Source organism: Haloarcula litorea, assembly GCF_029338195.1.
In the GTDB taxonomy this organism is placed as follows: domain Archaea; phylum Halobacteriota; class Halobacteria; order Halobacteriales; family Haloarculaceae; genus Haloarcula; species Haloarcula litorea.
The window spans coordinates 1148301-1167958 of record NZ_CP119779.1 but is presented as its reverse complement, the minus strand read 5'-3'; the positions used below and the strand labels follow the sequence as shown (position 1 = coordinate 1167958).

Annotated in this window: 20 protein-coding genes; 14 read left to right on the top strand and 6 right to left on the bottom strand. The window is 70.5% G+C overall.

Annotated elements, in window-relative coordinates:
- Nucleotides 1-117: 117 nt before the first annotated feature.
- Nucleotides 118-1665: a Cdc6/Cdc18 family protein gene (locus P0592_RS06130; RefSeq protein WP_276273398.1), complete on the top strand. Its 1548-nt coding sequence runs from the start codon at nt 118-120 to the stop codon at nt 1663-1665.
- Here P0592_RS06130 and P0592_RS06125 read toward each other — a convergent pair.
- On the bottom strand, nt 1662-2345 hold the full coding sequence (locus P0592_RS06125; RefSeq protein WP_276273397.1) for a S26 family signal peptidase: 684 nt from the start codon (nt 2343-2345) through the stop codon (nt 1662-1664). The genes P0592_RS06130 and P0592_RS06125 overlap by 4 nt on opposite strands.
- A gap of 107 nt (nt 2346-2452) precedes the next feature.
- On the opposite strand from P0592_RS06125, the gene P0592_RS06120 reads away from it, so the two are divergent.
- The 5 genes from P0592_RS06120 to P0592_RS06100 all read left to right on the top strand — a co-directional run bounded on the left by P0592_RS06120 (nt 2453) and on the right by P0592_RS06100 (nt 7158).
- On the top strand, nt 2453-4030 hold the full coding sequence (locus tag P0592_RS06120) for a DNA-directed DNA polymerase II small subunit (protein WP_276273396.1): 1578 nt from the start codon (nt 2453-2455) through the stop codon (nt 4028-4030).
- 130 nt (nt 4031-4160) lie between these two features.
- Complete coding sequence (locus P0592_RS06115; RefSeq protein WP_276273395.1) at nt 4161-4613, top strand: pyridoxamine 5'-phosphate oxidase family protein; 453 nt, start codon at nt 4161-4163, stop codon at nt 4611-4613.
- A gap of 115 nt (nt 4614-4728) precedes the next feature.
- Nucleotides 4729-6021 (top strand): O-acetylhomoserine aminocarboxypropyltransferase/cysteine synthase family protein, encoded by a 1293-nt coding sequence (locus P0592_RS06110; RefSeq protein WP_276273394.1) that lies wholly within the window; start codon nt 4729-4731, stop codon nt 6019-6021.
- A 184-nt stretch (nt 6022-6205) separates the two neighbouring features.
- On the top strand, nt 6206-6781 hold the full coding sequence (locus P0592_RS06105) for a DoxX family protein (protein WP_276273393.1): 576 nt from the start codon (nt 6206-6208) through the stop codon (nt 6779-6781).
- A 71-nt stretch (nt 6782-6852) separates the two neighbouring features.
- Nucleotides 6853-7158 (top strand): DUF7521 family protein, encoded by a 306-nt coding sequence (locus P0592_RS06100; protein ID WP_276273392.1) that lies wholly within the window; start codon nt 6853-6855, stop codon nt 7156-7158.
- A gap of 1 nt (nt 7159) precedes the next feature.
- Here P0592_RS06100 and serB read toward each other — a convergent pair whose 3' ends face one another.
- Entirely contained in the window at nt 7160-7792 is a 633-nt protein-coding gene (gene serB, locus P0592_RS06095) for a phosphoserine phosphatase SerB (protein ID WP_276273391.1), read from the bottom strand.
- Nucleotides 7793-7896: 104 nt separating this feature from the next.
- Here serB and P0592_RS06090 point away from each other — a divergent pair, with 104 nt between their 5' ends.
- The gene (locus tag P0592_RS06090; RefSeq protein ID WP_276273390.1) at nt 7897-8376 is read left to right on the top strand and encodes a cupin domain-containing protein; all 480 of its coding nucleotides are present in this window, start codon (nt 7897-7899) and stop codon (nt 8374-8376) included.
- Here the strand turns inward: P0592_RS06090 and P0592_RS06085 are convergent.
- From P0592_RS06085 to P0592_RS06070, 4 genes are all read right to left on the bottom strand, one after another.
- Complete coding sequence (locus tag P0592_RS06085; protein ID WP_276273389.1) at nt 8373-9005, bottom strand: HD domain-containing protein; 633 nt, start codon at nt 9003-9005, stop codon at nt 8373-8375. The two genes, P0592_RS06090 and P0592_RS06085, sit on opposite strands and share 4 nt — an antisense overlap.
- Before the next feature lie 51 nt (nt 9006-9056).
- Complete coding sequence (locus P0592_RS06080; protein WP_276273388.1) at nt 9057-11258, bottom strand: ATP-dependent DNA helicase; 2202 nt, start codon at nt 11256-11258, stop codon at nt 9057-9059.
- A gap of 103 nt (nt 11259-11361) precedes the next feature.
- The gene (locus P0592_RS06075) at nt 11362-11871 is read right to left on the bottom strand and encodes a 2'-5' RNA ligase family protein (protein ID WP_276273387.1); all 510 of its coding nucleotides are present in this window, start codon (nt 11869-11871) and stop codon (nt 11362-11364) included.
- Nucleotides 11872-11927: 56 nt separating this feature from the next.
- On the bottom strand, nt 11928-12116 hold the full coding sequence (locus tag P0592_RS06070; RefSeq protein ID WP_276273386.1) for a DUF7554 family protein: 189 nt from the start codon (nt 12114-12116) through the stop codon (nt 11928-11930).
- A gap of 89 nt (nt 12117-12205) precedes the next feature.
- Here P0592_RS06070 and P0592_RS06065 point away from each other — a divergent pair, with 89 nt between their 5' ends.
- The 7 genes from P0592_RS06065 (at nt 12206) to argC (ending at nt 19658) form a co-directional block, all read left to right on the top strand.
- A complete protein-coding gene (locus tag P0592_RS06065) occupies nt 12206-13288 on the top strand; it encodes a helix-turn-helix transcriptional regulator (RefSeq protein WP_419181116.1) in 1083 nt (360 codons plus the stop codon).
- Between the two features lie 133 nt (nt 13289-13421).
- Nucleotides 13422-14201 carry a hypothetical protein gene (locus P0592_RS06060; protein ID WP_276273384.1) on the top strand — a complete coding sequence of 260 codons (780 nt, stop codon included), beginning with the start codon at nt 13422-13424 and terminating at the stop codon, nt 14199-14201.
- 339 nt (nt 14202-14540) lie between these two features.
- Complete coding sequence (locus P0592_RS06055; RefSeq protein WP_276273383.1) at nt 14541-15809, top strand: argininosuccinate synthase; 1269 nt, start codon at nt 14541-14543, stop codon at nt 15807-15809.
- A gap of 4 nt (nt 15810-15813) precedes the next feature.
- Nucleotides 15814-17310: an argininosuccinate lyase gene (gene argH, locus P0592_RS06050; RefSeq protein ID WP_276273382.1), complete on the top strand. Its 1497-nt coding sequence runs from the start codon at nt 15814-15816 to the stop codon at nt 17308-17310.
- Between the two features lie 161 nt (nt 17311-17471).
- Entirely contained in the window at nt 17472-17636 is a 165-nt protein-coding gene (gene lysW / locus P0592_RS06045) for a lysine biosynthesis protein LysW (protein ID WP_276273381.1), read from the top strand.
- 52 nt (nt 17637-17688) lie between these two features.
- Nucleotides 17689-18624, top strand: coding sequence for a lysine biosynthesis protein LysX (gene lysX / locus P0592_RS06040; protein ID WP_276273380.1), 936 nt, complete (start codon nt 17689-17691; stop codon nt 18622-18624).
- Nucleotides 18621-19658 (top strand): N-acetyl-gamma-glutamyl-phosphate reductase, encoded by a 1038-nt coding sequence (gene argC / locus P0592_RS06035; protein ID WP_276273379.1) that lies wholly within the window; start codon nt 18621-18623, stop codon nt 19656-19658. Before lysX ends, argC begins: the two co-directional genes overlap by 4 nt.

Sequence of the window (19658 nt, the reverse complement as noted above, 5' to 3'; positions counted from 1 at the left end):
CTGGACGCACCGGTGAGCGTCGTTGCCCGTCAGCGACGGCACGAACGCAGTGCTCGGGCCCGCTCTTCCGGTGCGTTCGCTTCGCTCCACTCGAAACGGGGGGGTTGCCATCCGAACATGACAGACCCAAGCGACGACGACGGCGGCGGGAGAGACGCGCGAGAGAGCGAGAGCTACGACCTCTCGACCGACGGGCGTGTCGACTCGGATACCTCGCCGGGGCTCGACGACGTCGTCCTCGACAACCTGGACACCGGCGACAGCGGGGAGTCCGACGAGGCCTCTCGGGGGCTGTTCGACGACCTCCTCGAAGGGGAGCCGATCTTCGAGAACAAGGAGGTGCTCCGACCCTCCTACACGCCACGCAAGCTCCCCCACCGCGAGGAGCAGATCAACAATATGGCCACCATCCTCGTCACCGCCCTCCGCGGGGACACCCCCTCGAACATCCTCATCTACGGGAAGACCGGGACGGGGAAGACGGCCAGCGCGAAGTTCGTCAGCGAGGAACTGGAGACGACCTCCCAGAAGTACGAGGTCCCCTGCGAGGTCGAGTACATCAACTGCGAGGTGACCGACACCCAGTACCGCGTCCTCGCGCAGCTCGCGAACAAGTTCATCGACAAGAACGCCGAGGTCATCGACGAGCGCGTCGCCGAACTCGAGGACCTGCTCTCCCGCGCACGCGAGGACGCGAGCGCGCTCGACGACGCGGAGTTCGACTCGATCGCGGCCGTCGAGGACGAGATCGACTCGCTGGAGGCGGACAAGGCCGACTTCGAGGAGGTTCCGATGACCGGGTGGCCGACCGACCGGGTGTACTCCTCCTTCTTCGACGCCGTCGACTACCACGAGCGCGTCGTCGTCATCATGCTCGACGAGATCGACAAGCTCGTCGAGAAGTCGGGTGACGACACGCTGTACAACCTCTCGCGGATGAACTCCGAGCTGGAGAACTCCCGGGTGTCGATTATGGGGATCTCCAACGACCTGAAGTTCACCGACTTCCTCGATCCCCGGGTCAAGTCCAGCCTCGGCGAGGAGGAGATCGTCTTCCCGCCCTACGACGCGAACCAGCTCCGGGACATCCTGCAGGCCCGCTCGGACGTGGCGTTCAAGGGGGAGGCCCTCTCCGAGGACGTCATCCCGCTGTGTGCGGCCTTCGCCGCACAGGAACACGGGGACGCGCGCCGGGCGCTTGACCTCCTCCGGACCGCCGGCGAACTCGCCGAGCGCGACCAGACAGAACAGGTCCAGGAGGACCACGTCCGGCAGGCCCAGGAGAAGATCGAGCTCGATCGGGTGGTCGAGGTGGTCCGCACCCTCCCCACACAGTCGAAGATCGTCCTGTTCGCGATCATCCTCCTGGAGAAAAACGGCGTGCGCAACATCAACACCGGCGAGGTGTACAACATCTACAAGAACCTCTGTGAGGAGATCGACGCCGACGTGTTGACCCAGCGCCGGGTCACCGACCTGATCTCGGAGCTGGATATGCTGGGCATCGTCAACGCCGTCGTCGTCTCGAAGGGCCGGTACGGCCGGACCAAGGAGATCTCGCTGTCGGTCCCGACCGAGGAGACCGAGGCAGTCCTGCTGTCGGACTCCAGACTCGGCGACATCGACGATGTCCAGCCGTTCGTCCAGGCCCGCTTCGACAACTAGGGCGCGGTCGCGTTTTCGCCCGTCGAGTTCACACTCTCGGTCGACTGTCCGGTCGGTTCAGCGGCGGCTCGGTTCCACCCGAGGCGGATCTGACCGAGGACGGGGACGCGCCACTCGGCGGTGCCGACGACCCAGGCGGGGCGGACGACCCCGCTGATCGGGTTAGAACCGACCTGATCGTAGTTCCCGTTGTTGTCCCCCTTGGTGATGAAGCCGGCGTGGGGAGCCGGACACGTCCGGACCGCCTCACAGCTCTCGGCCGCGCCCAGGTACTCGGGGTTCGCGCGGTCGACCCAGTTCTCGCCGTCCTCGACGTAGAACATCGCGCGGTGGATGATCGGTGTCCGCTGTCGCATCCCGTCGGGGGCGTAGACGATCACGTCCCCGGGCTGGCTGAACCGCACGTACTGCCCGCCCCGATGGGCGGTGACGACGCCGTGGGTCGCGTTCCGGCCGGGGAACCGCTCCTCTTCCATCACGAACACGAGGTCGCCCTTCTCGATGTGCGGGTCCATACTCGGGCTCTCGATGGCGACCAGCGGGGGCCAGACGCCGCTGACCGAGAACAGCAGGAGCCCGACGAGCACAACCGCACCGGCACTGCCCACCACGTCCGTCACGTACACGAGGAGACCCGGCCCGTCGTCGTCGCGGCCCGGCTCGCGATCGTCGCCCGACATTCCTACCCCGATTAGTCGGAGCCGGCCAATCAACGTTGTGCTGTCGGCTCCCCGTGGCGAGCGCCCGGGTTCGCTATCCTTTTGCCCGCCGGGGCGGAGTATCGAACGTGCCGCTGGAGACGCCGGCTCGTATCGTCCGCGAACTCGCCAGCCGCGGCTACAACGCCGAACGTGCCGCGGTGACTCGGCTGGCCGACGCGCCGGACCCGGCGGCGGCGCTGGAGCGCGCACTGGAAACGATGCCCGAGTCGGCGCTGAAGCTCACCGCCGACCACGTCGACTCGGCCCTGGACGACGGCGAACCCCGTGCCGGAGCCGGGTCGACGGCCGGGAACGGCCGGACGGCGACTGCCGCTGGCCCGGAGCCGGACGCGGACCGAGACCCCTCTGTTTCACCTGGAACGAGCGACCACAACTCGGGGGACGTGGACGGGGGCGTTCCAGTCGAAACAGGGGGGTCTCGCGACACCGATCCCTCGAAGCGGGCCATCGAGGTGGCCAACGACATGACCGGCCACTCGACGGGGACCGGGGAGTACAGCGACTTCGTCTCCGTGTTCCGGGACCGCTACGAGAAGCTCTCGAAGACCCTGCGGGGACGGGTGAACCACCGGCCGACCGACGCCATCGAGGCGATGGGCGGCGGCAGCGAGGCGGCGCTGATCGGGATGGTCTCGGACATCCGGTCGACGGCCGGCGGCCACTGGCTCGTCGAACTGGAGGACACCAACGGGACCTTCCCCTGTCTGGTGATGAAGGACCGCCCCATCGCGGACCTCGTCCAGCTGCTCCTGCTGGACGAGGTGATCGCCGTCGACGGGACCCTGGCCGACGACGGCGGCATCCTGTTCGTCGACTCGCTGTACTTCCCGGACGTCCCCCGGACCCACTCGCCGTCGACGGCCGACCGCCACGTCCAGGCCGCGCTCATCTCGGACGTCCACGTCGGCAGCCAGGAGTTCATGGAGGCGGCCTGGCACCGCTTCGCCGACTGGCTCCACACGCCCGAGGCCGAGGCCGTCGAGTACCTCCTCGTCGCCGGCGACATGGTCGAGGGCGTCGGCGTCTACCCGGACCAGGACGAGGAGCTGGACATCGTCGACATCTACGAGCAGTACGAGGCGTTCTCCGAGTTCCTCAAGGAGGTCCCGGGCGACATGGAGATCCGGATGATCCCGGGCAACCACGACGCCGTCAGGCTGGCCGAGCCCCAGCCCGGCTTCGACGAGGAGCTCCGGGACATCATGACCGCCCACGACGCGCAGGTCCACTCGAACCCCGCCCGGGTGACCGTCGAGGGCGTCACCATCCTGATGTACCACGGCGTCTCGCTGGACGAGGTCATCGCCGAGCTCCCGGACGAGGAGGCGAGCTACGACGAGCCGCACAAGGCGATGTACCAGCTCCTGAAGAAACGCCACGTCGCCCCGCAGTACGGCGGCCACACCCGCCTGGCCCCGGAGGACCGGGACTACCTCGTGATGGAGGAGGTCCCCGACGTGTTCCACACGGGCCACGTCCACAAGCTCGGCTGGGGGAAGTACCACAACGTCCTGGCGCTGAACTCGGGCTGCTGGCAGGCCCAGACGGAGTTCCAGAAGTCGGTCAACATCGACCCCGACGCCGGCTACGCGCCGATCCTCGACCTCGACACGCTGGACATGACCGTCCGGAAGTTCACGTAGCCGGGACCACGACTGCTCGCCCGGTACGTACCGCTTGCCCCTCTGTTTCGAGTGCGGAATACCGGTTACGTGCCATCTCTCCCCCAGTTTCGACTGGAACCTATTTCTTCCCGGCGATCGACCGCCCGCTATGCACGTCGTCGAGAACACGCTCGACCCGTCGCTGGACGAGTTCCTCGCGCGGCCGCTGTTTTGCTTCCTCGGTCAGACCTCGGACGCCGGCCCGCGGCTGTCGCCGCTGTGGTTCCTGTGGGAAGACGAGCAGGTGTGGCTCATCGCCCAGGAGGCCGACCGGTCGTACCCCGACCGGGTCCGCGAGTTCCCGCGGTCGGCGCTGGGCGTCGTCGACTTCGACCCGGCGACGGGGCGGGTCGAACACGTCGGGATGCGCGGGACCGCGTCGCTGGAGCCGTACGACCCCGCGCGCGCCGGGCGGCTCCTGACCGAGTACCTCGGCCCGGACCGCGAGGCCTGGGACGAGCGGTTCCGGGCGGTCGACGGCGACGGCTACGGGCTGATCCGGTTCGACCCCGAGACGGTGGTCGCCCGGGACCAGTCGTTCGCCGGGTCCAGGGAGGCGTGACCTCGACCCGAACCCGTTCGGGAGCGCACCCGATATTCGCCGCTATCCCGGACCCCGGGCCGCCTTCGCCGGTGTGACCGAGAGTTAAGGCGTCGGCGCGCCACGGGCCGGACGTATGAGCGACGACCACGGATTCGAGACGGACGCGCTCCACGTCGGACAGGAACAGCCGGACGCGGAGGCCCGCGCCCGCGCACCGCCCATCTACCAGACCACCTCCTACGTCTTCGAGGACGCCGAAGACGCCGCCGCCCAGTTCGCCCTGGAGAAGCCCGGGCACATCTACTCGCGGCTGATGAACCCCACCGTCGCCCAGCTACAGGAGCGGCTGGCGGCCCTGGAGGGCGGGGTCGGCGCGGTCGCGACCGCCTCCGGGATGGCGTCGCTGAACCTCGCCACCTTCCTGCTCGCGGACGTGGGCGACAACGTCGTCACCGCCTCCTCGCTGTACGGCGGGACCTACACCTACTACACCCACACCGCGCCCCGGAACGGCGTCGAGACCCGCTTCGTCGACACGCTGGACTACGAGGCCTACGAGGAGGCCATCGACGAGGACACCGCCTACGTCCACTGCGAGACCATCGGCAATCCCGCGCTGGTGACCCCGGACCTCGAACGGCTGGCCGACATCGCCCACGAGAACGGGGCTCCCCTCTTCGTCGACAACACGTTCGCGACGCCGTACCTCTGTAACCCCATCGAGCACGGCGCGGACCTGGTCTGGAACTCCACGACGAAGTGGATCCACGGCCACGGGACGACCGTCGGCGGGGTGCTGGTCGACGGCGGTTCCTTCCCCTGGGACGAGTACGCCGAGAAGTACCCCGAGATCGGCGGCGACAACCCCGCCTACCACGGCGTGAACTTCCGCGAGCGGTTCGGCGAGGCCGCGTTCACCTACGCCGCCATCGCCCGCGGGCTCCGCGACCTCGGCTGCCAGCAGTCCCCCTTCGACGCCTGGCAGACGATGCAGGGCCTGGAGACGCTGCCCTCGCGGATGGACCGCCACTGCGAGAACGCGATGGCCGTCGCGGAGCACCTCGCGGACCACCCCGAGGTCTCCTGGGTCACCTACCCCGGCCTCGACGACCACGAGACCCACGACGTCGCCAGCGAGTACCTCGACGGCGGCTACGGCGGGATGATCACGTTCGGGCTGGCGGAGGGGTACGACGCCGCCCGCACGACCGTCGAGTCCACGGAGATCGCCAGCCTGCTCGCGAACGTCGGCGACGCGAAGACGCTGGTCATCCACCCCGCCTCGACGACCCACCAGCAGCTCACCGACGAGGAGCAGGCCGCCGCCGGCGTCACCGACGACATGGTCCGGCTCTCGGTCGGGACCGAGGCCGTCGAGGACATCGTGGCGGACCTCGACCAGGCTATCGAGCGGGCGACGAACTGAGTCGCGGCTCACGACCGATCCGCACACGACCCCACCCCGGTAGGGCCGACGGACCGTCCCGGCGGGCGTTTCTCACCCCCCGAGAACGCCGACGGCCCCGAACACGTTCGATTCTCGGTTTACGGGAATACTGTCGTCGTTTCAATAGGTGTCCACACCGACTACTACGTGTGAGGGAACGCCTATGTCAACCACCACCCGACAACTCGAAGCCGCACTGTTCGGTCGCGAGACCGACTTCGAATACTCCGAGCGCTGGATCGGCTACGCCATCCTCTCGCTGCGCCTGACGATGGGCTGGGTCCTGCTCCAGGGCGGGCTCACGAAGCTCATCACCTACCTCGACGCCAACCCGGAGAACAACTGGACGGCGGCCGGTTACCTCGCCAACGCCATCCCCGAGGGGAACCCCTTCATGGGGATGTGGGGCGCGATGGCCGGGAGCCCGATCGTCGACATCCTCGTGATGTGGGGGCTCACCCTGACCGGCATCGGACTGATGATCGGTGCCTTCGTGCGCTGGAACGCGTTCTGGGGCGCGGTCATGATGATGATGTTCTGGGCGGCGGCGCTTCAGGGCGGCCTGCTGGCCGGCCTCCCGCTGGCCCACGGCTGGGTCATCGACGACCACGTCGTCTACGCGGCGCTGCTGTTCGGCCTCGGGGCCATCGGCGCGGGCCGCATCCTCGGCGTCGACGCCTACATCGAGAAACTCGACGTCGTGAAGAACAACGCGTGGCTGCGCACCGTCCTCGGCTGAGCGCCGCACCGACCGCACCGCCCGGCGTCGGACCCGCCGACGCCGAACCGCTATCGAGAGACACAGAGAGTATGGACCCCGCACTCGTGACGATGCTCGTGGTGATCGCCAGCGCCGTCGTGCTCGCGCTCGGCGGCGTGATCACCCACCTCGCCTACCGGGCGGCCCGCCGCACCGGATCGCGCGTGATGCACCGGTTCGCGCTCGGGTTCGGCCTCGTCACCCTCGGGCTCCTGTTCGGCGGGGGCGTCCACCAGCTGCTGGGGTGGCGCTTCGCCGACGGCGTCCTCCTCCAGCGGGCGCTGACGGCGGTCGGGTTCGCGCTGCTCGTCCACTCGCTGTACACCCGCGACGACGCCGACCCGGGACCGAACTAGGTCACAGGACGCCCTCGGTCTCCAGCAGCTCCTGCAGTTCAGCCATCGTCGAGACGGTCGCGTCACACGCCGGCTCGACGGCCGGCTTCGGGTCGAAGCCGACCGCCAGCCCGGCGACCTCCAGCATCGGCAGGTCGTTCGCGCCGTCGCCGACGGCGACCGTGTCCGCGCGGTCCTCGCCGACGACGGCCGTGGCGACCTCCAGCGCGTCGTCTTTCGTCCCCTCGATGAGCGGCCCCTCGACGTCGCCGGTGAGGCGGCCGTCGGCGACGGGCAGGCGGTTCGCGACGACGGCGTCGACCTCGACCCCCGCCTTCGCCAGCGCCGCCTCGACGCCCCGCTCGAACCCGCCGGTGAGGACGGCGACGAAGTGGCCCGCCTCCCGCAGCGCCGCGACGACCTCGGCGGCCCCGGGACGCAGTTCGACCTGGTCGAAGGCGGCCCGTGCCTGCTCGTCGGGGAGTCCCTCCAGCAGCGCACACCGCTGGCGCAGGCTCTCCGCGTACTCGATCTCGTCGTTCATCGCCCGCTCCGTGATGTCGGCCATGTCCTCCGCGGTGCCGTTCTGCCGGCCCAGCAGCACCGTCATCTCGGAGTCCGAGAGCGTCCCGTCGAAGTCGAACGCGATCAGCATCACGCGGGGATTGCGCGGCGGGGGTCTCAAACGATCCGGTTTCGGCGTACGGGCGGAACTGTTTCGGGACCGCGCTTTTGCCGCGCGTGTCCGTGGGGATCGATATGGAGCGAGTCTCCGTCGACGATGTCGAACCGCAGTCGATGGGCGGCGACGTCGACCGCCGCGGCCTCGCGGACCCGCTCGGGACGACCGACGTGGCCCTCAACCGCTACGTGCTGGACCCCGGCGAGGCCTTCTCCGGGGGCCTGCACGCTCACCTCGACCAGGAGGAGGTGTTCTACGTCGTCGAGGGCGAGGCGACCTTCGAGTACCGGTCCGAGCCAACCGAGGAGAGCGAGACCGTCACCGTCGGCCCCCACCAGGCCATCCGGTTCGCGCCGGGCGACTACCAGCAGGGGCGCAACGAGAGCGACGAGCGCGTGGTGGCGCTGGCGCTCGGTGCCCCCCGAGAGACCACGGAGGGGCGGGTCGCACAGCCCTGTCCCGAGTGTGACGGCGACGTGCTGGCGCTGGCTTCCGGTGACGAGGGGATGGTCCTGCGCTGTCCCGACTGCGGGACCGAACTGCAACCGGACCTCTAACGCCGGCCGGCGACTTCGGCGTCGAACTGCGCGAGGAAGCGGTCGACGAAGTCACGGCGCTCCTCGGCCATCCGCCGGCCGGCGTCGGTGTACATCCGGTCGGGGAGAGCGCGCAGTTTCTTCCGGACGTGGTTGTACTGGGTCGCGCCAGCGGGCGAGTCGTCGGCGGCCGCCGGCAGGTCGGGGTCGTGGAGGACCTCCCCGCGCTCGCCCCCGTAGGTGAAACAGCGGGCCAGCCCCACCGCCCCCAGCGCGTCGAGGTTGTCGGCGTCACAGAGGAGTTCGGCCTCGCGGCTGGCGGGGTCGACGGCGTTGGAGTAGCGGTGAGCCCGCACCGCCTGCGCGACGGTCTCGACGCGCTCGTCGGGCACCCCGTGGTCCGGGAGGACCCGCTCGCACTCCTCAGCGCCCCACGCGGCGTGGTCGCGGATCTCGCCGGCGTCCTCCCGCGCCCGGCCGACGTCGTGGAACCAGACCGCGAGTTCGAGGGTCCGGTCGTCGACGTCGTACTCGCCGGCGAGGCGGTCGGCCAGCGCTTCGACCCGCCGGACGTGGTGCCAGTCGTGGGCCGGGCTCATCGCGTCGTCGAAGTACGACCGTGCGACCGCACGGAGGGGCCGTTCGGGCATCGTCCGACCGTCGTCGCCGTCGGGCAAAGACGTACCGCTCGGCGGCCCGTGTTACGGCTTCGGCGGCCCGCCGTCGTAGGCGTCCATGTCCTGGTAGAAGTTCAGCATCGCGAACTTCAGTTTCTCCGGGGTGATGTCGACCATCTCCCGCCGCTCCTCGGGCGGGAAGGACCCGCGGACGGCGTAGTCGCCCATCTCCACCTCGGCCCGCTCGGTGTAGCGCGCGTCGAGCAGGACCCGCGCGCCGAAGTCCTCCGGCGAGCGGACCACTCGCCCGAGGGCCTGTCTGGTCTTGCGGACGGTCGGGATCTCGACGGCGTAGCGCCAGCCGGCCTCGTCGTTCGAGGACTCCCGATGGTCGTCCTCGCTGTCCCCGAAGGCCTCCGCGTAGGCGTCCTGGACCGCCTCCATCCGGTCGTCCAGGTGGGGGTAGGGGACGCCGACGACGACGACGGTGCGGGCGTCGTCGCCGTCGTAGCTGACCCCCTCGCCCAGCGTCCCCCACAGCGAGGTGAACAGCACCGCGTCGTCGTCGTCGGTGAACGCCGCCCGCAGGTCTCGGGCCTGTCTCCCGGGCTCGTCCAGATAGCGGGTACCGCTGACGCCGACCATCTCGTGGTAGCGCCGGGCCTCGCTGTAGGACGGGCAAAAGACCAGCGTGTTGCCGGGCGTGAACCGGATCGTGTCCTCGAGGGTCCGGCTGATGGACCGCTGGGTCTCGGGGTCGTCGCGCTCGCTGGCGAACAGCGCCGGCCCGTCGACGGCGTAGGTCCGCCGGCGCTCCTCGGGGAACTGCTCGCCGTAGGCCATCGTCACCGGGTCATCGAGCCCGACGACGTCCTCTGTCACCTCGAAGGGGCGCAGCGTCGCGCTCATCAGCACGGCGGCGTGGAGGTCGTCGAACAGCGTCCGCGTCACCTGCTCGGGGATGCAGGTGTACAGCTCCGCCCGGCCGTAGACGTCCCCGCCGGCCTCGTCGCGGCGGACGCTGACCACGGGGTACTGGCCCGCGGCGTCGGACTCGGCCAGCCAGTCCGCGAGGAACCCGGCGGCCTGGAGGGTCTGACACTCCTTGCGAGTCTCCAGTTCCCCTTCCTTGAACTGCTCGGCGTAGGTCTCGTCGAGGTCCCGTCCCAGGTCGACGGCCTGGTCGAGTTCCTCGTGGAAGCCAGGGCCGGTGTACCCCTGCAGGAAGTTCAGCGTGAGGTCGTCCTTCCGGTCGTCGTTGGCGACCGTGACGTCGTCCCAGTGCTCGTCGACGGCCTCGCGGTCGCCGAAGCCGAAGCTGTCCTCGTAGGTCTCGACCAGCGCGTCCCGGAACGTCGCCAGCACGTTCGCGGCGGCGTCGGCCCGCGCGTCGTCGGCGTCCTCCAGTTCGTCGAGCGCCTGGTCGAGCGTGTTCTCGGTGACGGTCCGGCGGGCGTGGTCCCGGGCCGCCGACTCGACGTTGTGGGCCTCGTCGAAGACCGCGACGATGTCCTCGGGGTCCCGGCCCAGCCACCGGAAGAACTGCTCGCGGATGGTCGGGTCGAGCAGGTGGTGGTAGTTACAGACGACGAGGTCGACGCCGTCCATCCCCTCTTTCAGCAGTTCGTAGCCACACAGCCCCTGCTCGTCGGCGTACTCGTAGACGTCGTCGGGGGTCCGCACGTCGTCGTACAGCCACGCGTAGAAGTCGTCGGTGTTCTCTGTGAGGTTGCGGTAGTAGTAGTCACAGATCGAGCGCTCGCTCGCCAGTTCCTCGCGCTGTTCCTGGAGGTCCCGCAGCTCGTCGACGACGGCGGTCCGGGCCTCCATCGCGTCGGCGTCGCCGTCCTGGCCGGCGTCGAGCAGTTCCCCCTCCCGCCGTTCGAGATCGGCGATGTCCTCCTCGACGTCGACGAGTTCGCGGGTCGTGTCCCGCAGCGCCTGGCACTCCTCGTAGTCGACGTCGATGTGACACATCGACCCCTTGCCCCGGAAGACCACCGCCCGCAGGCGCTCCTGCTCGGTGATGGCGCGGGCGTCCTCGACGAACTGGCGCATCTGCTGGTGGACGTTGGTCGTGATGACGACGGTCTTGTTGGTCTCGCGGGCGTGTTCCAGCGCCGGCACCAGCGAGGCCAACGTCTTGCCGGTCCCGCAGGCCCCCTCGAAGAGGACGTCCCGCCCCTCCTCCAGCGCGTCGGCGATGGTCGCCATCGCCTCCCGCTGGTGGTCGTAGGGCTCCTCGTACGGGAAAAAGCGGAGGTAGCCGTCGTCGGTCGTCGCCACGGGGAGTCGTTGGCCGCTCTCGGGCAAAAGGGTTCGGCCCGGCCGATCGGCCCCCGTCCGCCGCGTCCGCTCGACGCCGGAGCCGACGGTCCGCGCCGCCCCGTCAGGCCGGCAGCGACACCCGTGAGACGGACCGCCCCCGCTCGGCGTCGAAGAAGGCCAGTTCGTCGACGGTCCACTCGACGGGGTCGATCCGACGCTCGGTCAGCCGCCGGGCAGTCTCCGGGTCGCCGCCGCGACAGACCGTGACGTGGGGGACGTAGGCGTCGCCCTCCAGGCCGTCGACCGGGTCGAAGCGCTCACAGAGACGCCGGTGGAGACGGACGAGTCCGGGGCTCTCGACCGCGAGGTAGACGACCGGCGAGGTGCCGGTGACGGCGGTCTCGAACCGCTCGACGCCGGTGACGCGGGCGGCGAAGGGGGCGGTCCCGCGGACCGCCTCCCGGGCCCTGGCCTCCAGGCGGGCGTAGGCCGCGTGGTCGCCCTCGCCGAGTCGCTTGGCCACCAGCGTGTGCTCGCCGCGGGCGCGGGCCTGGGCACGCGGGGCGTCGCGGGCGAGCTCGCTCGCGAGCGCCGTGACCCCCGACGGCGGCGGCGCGTTCAGACTGTACACGCGTGGCTGGTGGGGTGCGAGCGCGAAAAACGCCGCGGTCGCTCACGCGCGCTCGCTCACAGCCGGTCGGCCAACCAGAGGACGATGAGGACGACGAGGGCGATCCCCAGCAGCGGCTGGAGCGGCCCGAGCAGTCCCGCCAGGATGCCGAGGAACCCCTCGACCACCTCCAGCGCGATCCAGATCACCACGAGCACCAGGACGATGCGCAACAGCGTGTCGACGTCGAGTTTGGCGCGACTCATACCCGACTGCTCTCGATGGACGGCATTACCGTTTGTGGCCGCCCGTCGGCAACAAGCCCTATTGTCGGAGAGCCCGAACCCGCTCTCGAATGCGACGAACAGGCTGTTTACTGGTCGTTCTCGTGGTTCTGATCTCGCTGCCGGCGACGGCCGCCGGCGCGGCGTTCGGCGGGCTGTCCCAGCAGTCCGTCGACCCGGACGTGGTCGTGCTGACCGCCGACGTCGCCGGCGACGGGACCGCGCAGTGGACCGTCGCCTACCGCGTCCGGCTGGACAGCGACAACGACACGCGGGCCTTCGAGGAGCTGCAACGGGACGTCCGGGCCAACCGCTCGGCGTACACCGACCGCTTCGGCGCGCGGATGCGCGGGACCGCCCGCACCGCCGAGAACGCGACCGGCCGGGAGATGGCCGTCGAGAACGTCACCGTCGCGACGCGCACGGAGACGTTCGGGCAGTCCTACGGCGTCGTCACCTACCGCTTCCGGTGGACGAACTTCGCCGCCGTCGACGGCGACCGCCTGCGGGTCGGGGACGCCATCGCGGGGCTGTTCCTCGACAGCGAGACGTCGCTGACGCTCTCGTGGCCGTCGTCCTACAGCGCCGTCTCCGTCTCGCCGGGGGCCGACGAACGGGACAACACCTCGGCGACCTGGCGCGGCCAGGAGCAGTTCGCCACCGACGAGCCGCGGGTCGTGCTGGCACGGCAGGCCCCCGACCGGCCGGGGGACGGCCCGCCCCTGGGGCTGCTCGGCGGCGCGGCGCTGACCGTGTTCGCGCTCGCGGCCGCCGGCTACGCGTTCCGCGACCGCCTCCCGATCGGGGGCGGCGAGGCGACCGGTGACGGGGCCGGCGAGGCGACCGGCGGGACGGACGGGGCTGGGGCCGGGGCGGCGGCCGCCGGCGGAGCCGGGGACCCGACCGAACCGCCCGAGGAACTGCTCAGCAACGAGGAGCAGGTGCTGAAGCTCCTCCGGGAACACGGCGGGCGGATCAAGCAACAGCGGGTCGCGAGCGAACTCGACTGGACCGACGCCAAGACCAGTCAGGTCGTCGGCGGCCTGCGGGACGAGGACGAACTGGAGACGTTCCGCATCGGCCGGGAGAACGTCGTCACGCTCCCCGACACCGACATCTCCGAGTCCGACGGCGGGGACGGGGACGACCGGTAACCCCTCCGGCGCTTCAGCCCCCCTCTCGCCCCGGTCCGCCGCCGTCTCGCGGTTTAATCCGCGTTAATCCGGCGCGAACCGGGACGACAGTCGGGGGTTTACACGTGGACGCGGGGCCAAGCCGGGAGCACGGATGCGACGAGCCACCCCGGTCCTCGTGGCGGCGCTGCTCGTGGCGAGTACGCTCGCCGCGGTCCCGGCCGCGACGATGGCCCAGGAGACGACCAGCCCCGACACGACCAGCGCGAACGCCAGCGACGCCGCCGTCGCCCCCGGCGCGCAGTTCGCCGGCGTCGTCGGCGTCCAGGGCGCGGAACTGGAGGGCGACGTGGCGGGCCGCGCCTACGGCATCCGGGTGGCGAACGCCGCGACCGACGACGCGAGGGCCGCGATCGTCGACGCCACCCTCGCGGACGTCCGCGCCCGACTCGACCGGCTCGAACAGCGCCGCGCGGCGCTTGCCGAGGCCCGCGCGAACGGGTCGATGAGCGAGGGCGAGTACCGCGCCCGCGTCGCCCGCCTCCACGCCGAGGCACAGACGGCCGACCGACTGACCGCGCGGGCCAACGAGACGGCCGGCCGCCTGCCCGCGGAGGCGCTGCGGGCGAACGGGGTCGACCCGTCGACCATCCGGACGCTCTCCCGGCAGGCCGACGAACTCACGGGCCCGGAGACGGCGGAGATCGCCCGGGAGATCGCCGGTCCCGGGATGACCGGCGGCGAGCTGCCCGCACCGGCCGAGGACCGCAGCCGGGGTGACGGCGAGGGGCCGACCGACGGCCCGCCCGCGGACGACCCCGAGCTGACCGCGACCACGGAGACGGGCGACGCGACCGCGACCAACGGCACGGCCGGCGGGGACGACGGCGAGACGCGGGGCGAGAGCGGGACGGCCGGCGACGACGCGACCTGACGTCCCGCCTCGTGTGACCGGGGCACACGCCTCCCGGAACACGGAAAGTATTAGTACCGGCTCGACAGTAGCCACGGGTAGATGACACGGACCGCCGCCGCTGGGACGCTCGCCGCCGCCAGCGAGGGGTCCGTCCGCGTTCTCCGACTGCGACACCGTCGGACTCGGTCCGACGAGCAGTCGGCTCGGTCGCCGAGCCGACGACGACGACCGGGCCGTTAGGCCCACTACTATCCACATCCTCACACGGTTCGTCTCGTCGCCAACTGTCGCCGGCCGACTGTCCGGCGGTCACTCCGAATCGACAGTCACACCACGGAACCAACCCACACCACACCTATGACAGACGGAAACGGGAAAGTCGCGCTCGCCTTCTCCGGGGGGCTCGACACGACAGTCTGTGTCTCGCTGCTGAAAGAGGAGTACGGCTACGACGAGGTCGTCGGCGTCACCGTCGACGTCGGCCAGCCCGACTACGAGTTCGCGGAGGCCGAGGAGACGGCCGAGGCGCTCGGCGTCGAGCAACACGTCGTCGACGCCCGCGAGGAGTTCGCCGACCTCTGTATGCAGGCCGTGAAGGCCAACGCCGACTACCAGGGCTACCCGCTCGGGACGGCCCTCGCGCGCCCGGTCATCGCAAAGGCCATCCTCTCGGTCGCCGAGGAGGAGGGCTGTGACGCCGTCGCCCACGGCTGTACGGGCAAGGGCAACGACCAACTGCGCTTCGAGGCGGTCTGGCGCGACTCCGACCTGTCGGTCATCGCGCCGGTCCGCGAACTCGGCCTGACCCGCGAGTGGGAGAACGAGTACGCCGCCGAGAAGGGTCTGCCCGTCGAGGGCGGCGACGGCGGCCGCTACTCCATCGACACGAACCTCTGGAGCCGCTCCATCGAGGGGTCGGAACTGGAGGACCCCGGCACCATCCCGGCCGACGACATCTACAAGTGGACTGACAACCCCTCCGGAAAGGACGCGGAACTCGTCGAGCTCGAGTTCGAGGAGGGCGTCCCCGTCGCGCTGGACGGCGAGGCGCTCGGGAAAGTCGAGCTCATCGAACGGCTGAACGAGCGGGCCGGGGCCCACGGCGTCGGCCGCACGGACATGATGGAAGACCGGATGCTCGGCCTGAAGGTCCGCGAGAACTACGAACACCCGGCGGCGACGGTGCTGCTGACGGCCCACGAGGCCCTCGAGGGGCTGGTCCTCACCCAGGAGGAGCGCTCGTTCAAGCAGCAGGTCGACCACGAGTGGTCCCAGAAGGCCTACGAGGGCCTCGTCGACGCGCCCCTGACCGGCGCACTGGAGGCGTTCATGGAGGCGACCAACGAGCGCTGTACCGGCACCGTCACGGTCAAGCTGGAGGGCGGGCACTGCCGGCCCGTCTCCCGCGAGTCCGACTACGCCGTCTACAGCGAGTCCGCGGCCTCCTTCGACGAGGAGGACGTCGCCGGCGGCATCACCCAGGAAGACGCCACCGGCGTCGCGAAGTACCACGGCTTCCAGTCCCGGCTCGCCAACCGCATCCTCGCGGACGCGAAGAAGAACGCGCCCGTGACCGACGGGGGCGCGGACGACGCGAGCGGCGAAGCGGACGACGCGGAGGAATAATCCGATGAGCGAGGAGCGGAACGACGACGGCGCGGGGGAGGGCGGCGACGAGACGGTCGTCCGCCGCGACCGCTTCGCCGGCGGCCCCGCGCGGTCGTTCCTCTCCTCGCTGGCCGACGACGAGCGCATCTTCGCCGCGGACCTCGCCGTCGACCGCGCCCACGTCGTGATGCTGGCCGAGCGGGGCATCGTCGACCGCGAGACGGCCGGCGAGATCCTGGCCGCACTGGACGACGTGGAGGACGCCGGTCACGAGGCCCTGCCCGACGGCGAGGACGTCCACGAGGCCATCGAGAGCGCGGTCATCGACCGGGTCGGCCCGGACGGCGGGAAGATGCACACCGCCCGCTCGCGCAACGACGAGGTGGCGGCCTGCATCCGCTACCGTCTGCGCGAGGACGTGCTGGAACTGGTCGAGGCGCTGGTGGGAGCCCGCGAGCAGCTGCTCGACGTGGCCCGCGCGGAGGCGGAGACGGTGATGCCCGGCTACACCCACCTCCAGCCCGCCCAGCCGACGACGGTGGCCCACTGGCTCCTCTCGTACGAGCAGGCCCTCGGGCGGGACACCGAGCGCCTGCTGGACGCCTACGGGCGCGTGAACCGCAACCCCCTGGGCGCGGCCGCCTTCGCCGGGACGCCCTTCGACGTCGACCGCGAGCGCACCGCCGAACTGCTGGGGTTCGACTCGGTGGCGGAGAACTCGATGGACGCCTCGGCGAGTCGGGACTTCCTCGTGGAGGTGACGAGCGCGGTGGCGACGCTCGCGACGACCCTCTCGCAGCTGGCGGAGGACGTGGTCGTGATGGCCTCGAAGGGCCACGTCGACCTCGACGACGACTACGCCTCGACCTCCTCGATCATGCCCCAGAAGAAGAACCCCGACACGCTGGAGCTGGTCCGGGGACGCACCGGCGACGCGACGGCGGGGCTGAACGGCCTGCTGACGAACCTCAAGGGCCAGCCACGGGCGTACAACCGCGACCTGCAGCGGGCCGGTCGCCACGCCTGGGACGCCATCGACAGCGTCACCGACAGCGTCGAGGTGGCCGCCGGCGCGGTCGCCACGGCCGACTGGCCCGCCGAGCGGCTGGCGGCGGCGGCCGGCGCGGGGTTCTCGACGGCGACGGGCGTCGCGGACCTGCTGGCGACGGCCGGCGTCCCGTTCCGGACCGCCCACGAGGTGGTCGCCGAGGCGGCGGCCGGCCTCGGGCCCGACGAGGACGCGCCCGACTACGAGGCACTGTCGGCGGTCGCCGAGGACGTGCTCGGCGACCCGCTCGCCGCGTACGTCGAACGGGAGGCCGTCGAGGCGGCGCTCGACCCGGCCGAGAGCGTGGCGACCCGCGACTCGCGGGGCGGCCCCGCCCCCGACGCCGTGGCCGACCAGCTGTCGACCGCGGAGGGCGTCCTCGCCGACCACCGCGACGGCCTGACCGACCGCCGCGGGGCCGTCGAGCGCGCACGCGACCGCCGCCGGACGGAGGTCGACCGCTATGTCTGAGCCACGACCCCCTCGCGGGGAAATCGTACCACGAATCTGATACTGGATCTCGGTGCGGGCCAAAAACGACGCCTCGATACCGCTAGCTCCGCCTTCTGTATACTATTATTCCTGACAAGTCCGAAGTCTTTAAGTGGGTACGGGCGCGAGAGTGGAGTACAATGGCAGAATGCATCGAGTGCGGGGCGGAGGTCTCCCTGCACGACAACCTCGAAGTCGGAGAGATCGTCGACTGTTCCACCTGCGGCGCGGAACTCGAAGTCGTCGGCACGGACCCCGTCGAGCTCGACAGCGCGCCCGAGCTCGAAGAGGACTGGGGCGAGTGATCCCGGCGGTGCGGCGGACCGCCTCCGCCGCCACGAGCCACCCACACCACCAATGAACGTCGGACTCCTCTACTCGCGTATCCGCCGCGACGAGAAGCTCCTGCTCTCGGAGCTGCGCGAGCGCGACCACGACATCGAGAAGATAGACGTACGCAAACAGCAGTTCAACGTCGCCGAGGCCCCCGACGCCTTCGCGGACCTCGACGTCGTCGTCGACCGCTGTCTGGCGACCTCCCGCAGCGTCTACGCGACGAAGTTCGCCGACGCCTACGGCGTCCCGGTGGTCAACGGCCCCGAGGTCGCCGAAGTCTGTGCGGACAAGGTCGAGAACAGCCTCGCGCTGGAGCGGGCGGGCGTCCCGACGCCCGACACCGACGTGGCGTTCACCAAGGACGCCGCCCTCGAGTCCGTCGAGGAGTTCGGCTACCCCTGCGTGCTCAAGCCCGTCGTCGGCTCCTGGGGCCGCCTGATGGCGAAGATCGACTCCCGGGACGCCGCCGAGGCCATCCTCGAACACAAGGAGACGCTGGGCCACTACGAGCACAAGATCTTCTACGTCCAGGAGTTCGTCGACAAGCCCGGCCGCGACATCCGCGTGCTGGCCGTCGACGGCGACCCGATCGCGGCGATGGTCCGCTCGTCGGACCACTGGCTCACCAACGCCGCGAAGGGTGCCGAGACCGCCGCGTTCGAGCTGGACGACCGCGCGCTCGAACTTGTCGAACGGGCCTCCGAGGCGGTCGGGGGCGGCCTGCTCGGCATCGACCTGATGGAGGTCGGGGTGTCCGAGGAGAGCGAGGCGCAACGCGCCTCGGACAGCCCGAGCGGCGGCGAGCCGCGAGGCGACGACTACACCGTCCACGAGGTCAACCACACCGTCGAGTTCAAGGCGCTGAACGAGGTCGCCGACGTGGACGTGCCCGCCGAAGTGGTCGACTGGCTCGAAGCCAAGGCGGCGAGCGAGGCCGACGCGGAGGTGTCGGCGTGACGTACACTGCAAGCGTCGTCGGCGGCTCCGGGTTCACCGGCGGGGAACTGCTGCGCCTGCTGGACGGCCACCCCGAGATCGATCTCGCCCAGGCGACCAGCCGGTCGAAGGCGAACAAGACCGTCGGTCACCAGCACCCGAACCTCCGGCACCTGGACCTGCGGTTCTCCTCGCCCGAGGACCTCGAATCGGTCGACGTGCTGTTCGCGGCGACGCCCCACGGCGTGTCGATGGAGCAGATCGACCGGTTCCGGGACGCGGCCGACACGGTGGTCGACCTCTCGGCGGACTTCCGGCTCGACTCGGCGGCCCAGTACGACGAGTGGTACGACGGCCACGCGCGCCCCGAACTGCTGGCGGAGAGCGAGTACGCCCTCCCGGAACTCAACCGCGAGAACCTCGCGGGCGCGGACCTGATCGCCTCGGGCGGCTGCAACGCCACCGCGACGATCCTCGGCCTGCTCCCGCTGTTCGAGCACGACGTGCTGAGCGGCGACGAGCGGATCGTCGTCGACGTGAAGGTCGGCTCCAGCGAGGGCGGGGCCGGCGGCGGCGAGGCCTCCTCGCATCCGGAGCGGTCGGGCGTCGTCCGCCCGTACGCCCCGACGGGCCACCGCCACGAGGCCGAGATCCAGCAGTTCCTCGGCGTCGACGTCTCTTTCACCGTCCACGCGGTGGAGATGACCCGCGGCGCGAGCGCGACCTGTCACGTCTTCCCCGACGGGCCCGTCTCGAAGGGCGACCTCTGGGGGGCCTACCGCGGGAGCTACGAGGACGAACCGTTCGTCGAACTCGTGGCCGGCGGTGGCGGCGTCTACCGCTACCCCGAGCCCAAGGCCGTCGCGGGCACGAACAGGGCCGAGGTCGGCTTCGAACCCGACCCCGGCAACGAGCGGCTGGTCGTCTTCTCGGCCATCGACAACATGATGAAGGGCTCGGCGGGCCAGGCGGTCCACGCCGCCAACGTCGCGCTCGGCATCGAGGAGACGGCGGGGCTGGAGTTCCAGGGGCTCCACCCCGTCGGCGCACCATAG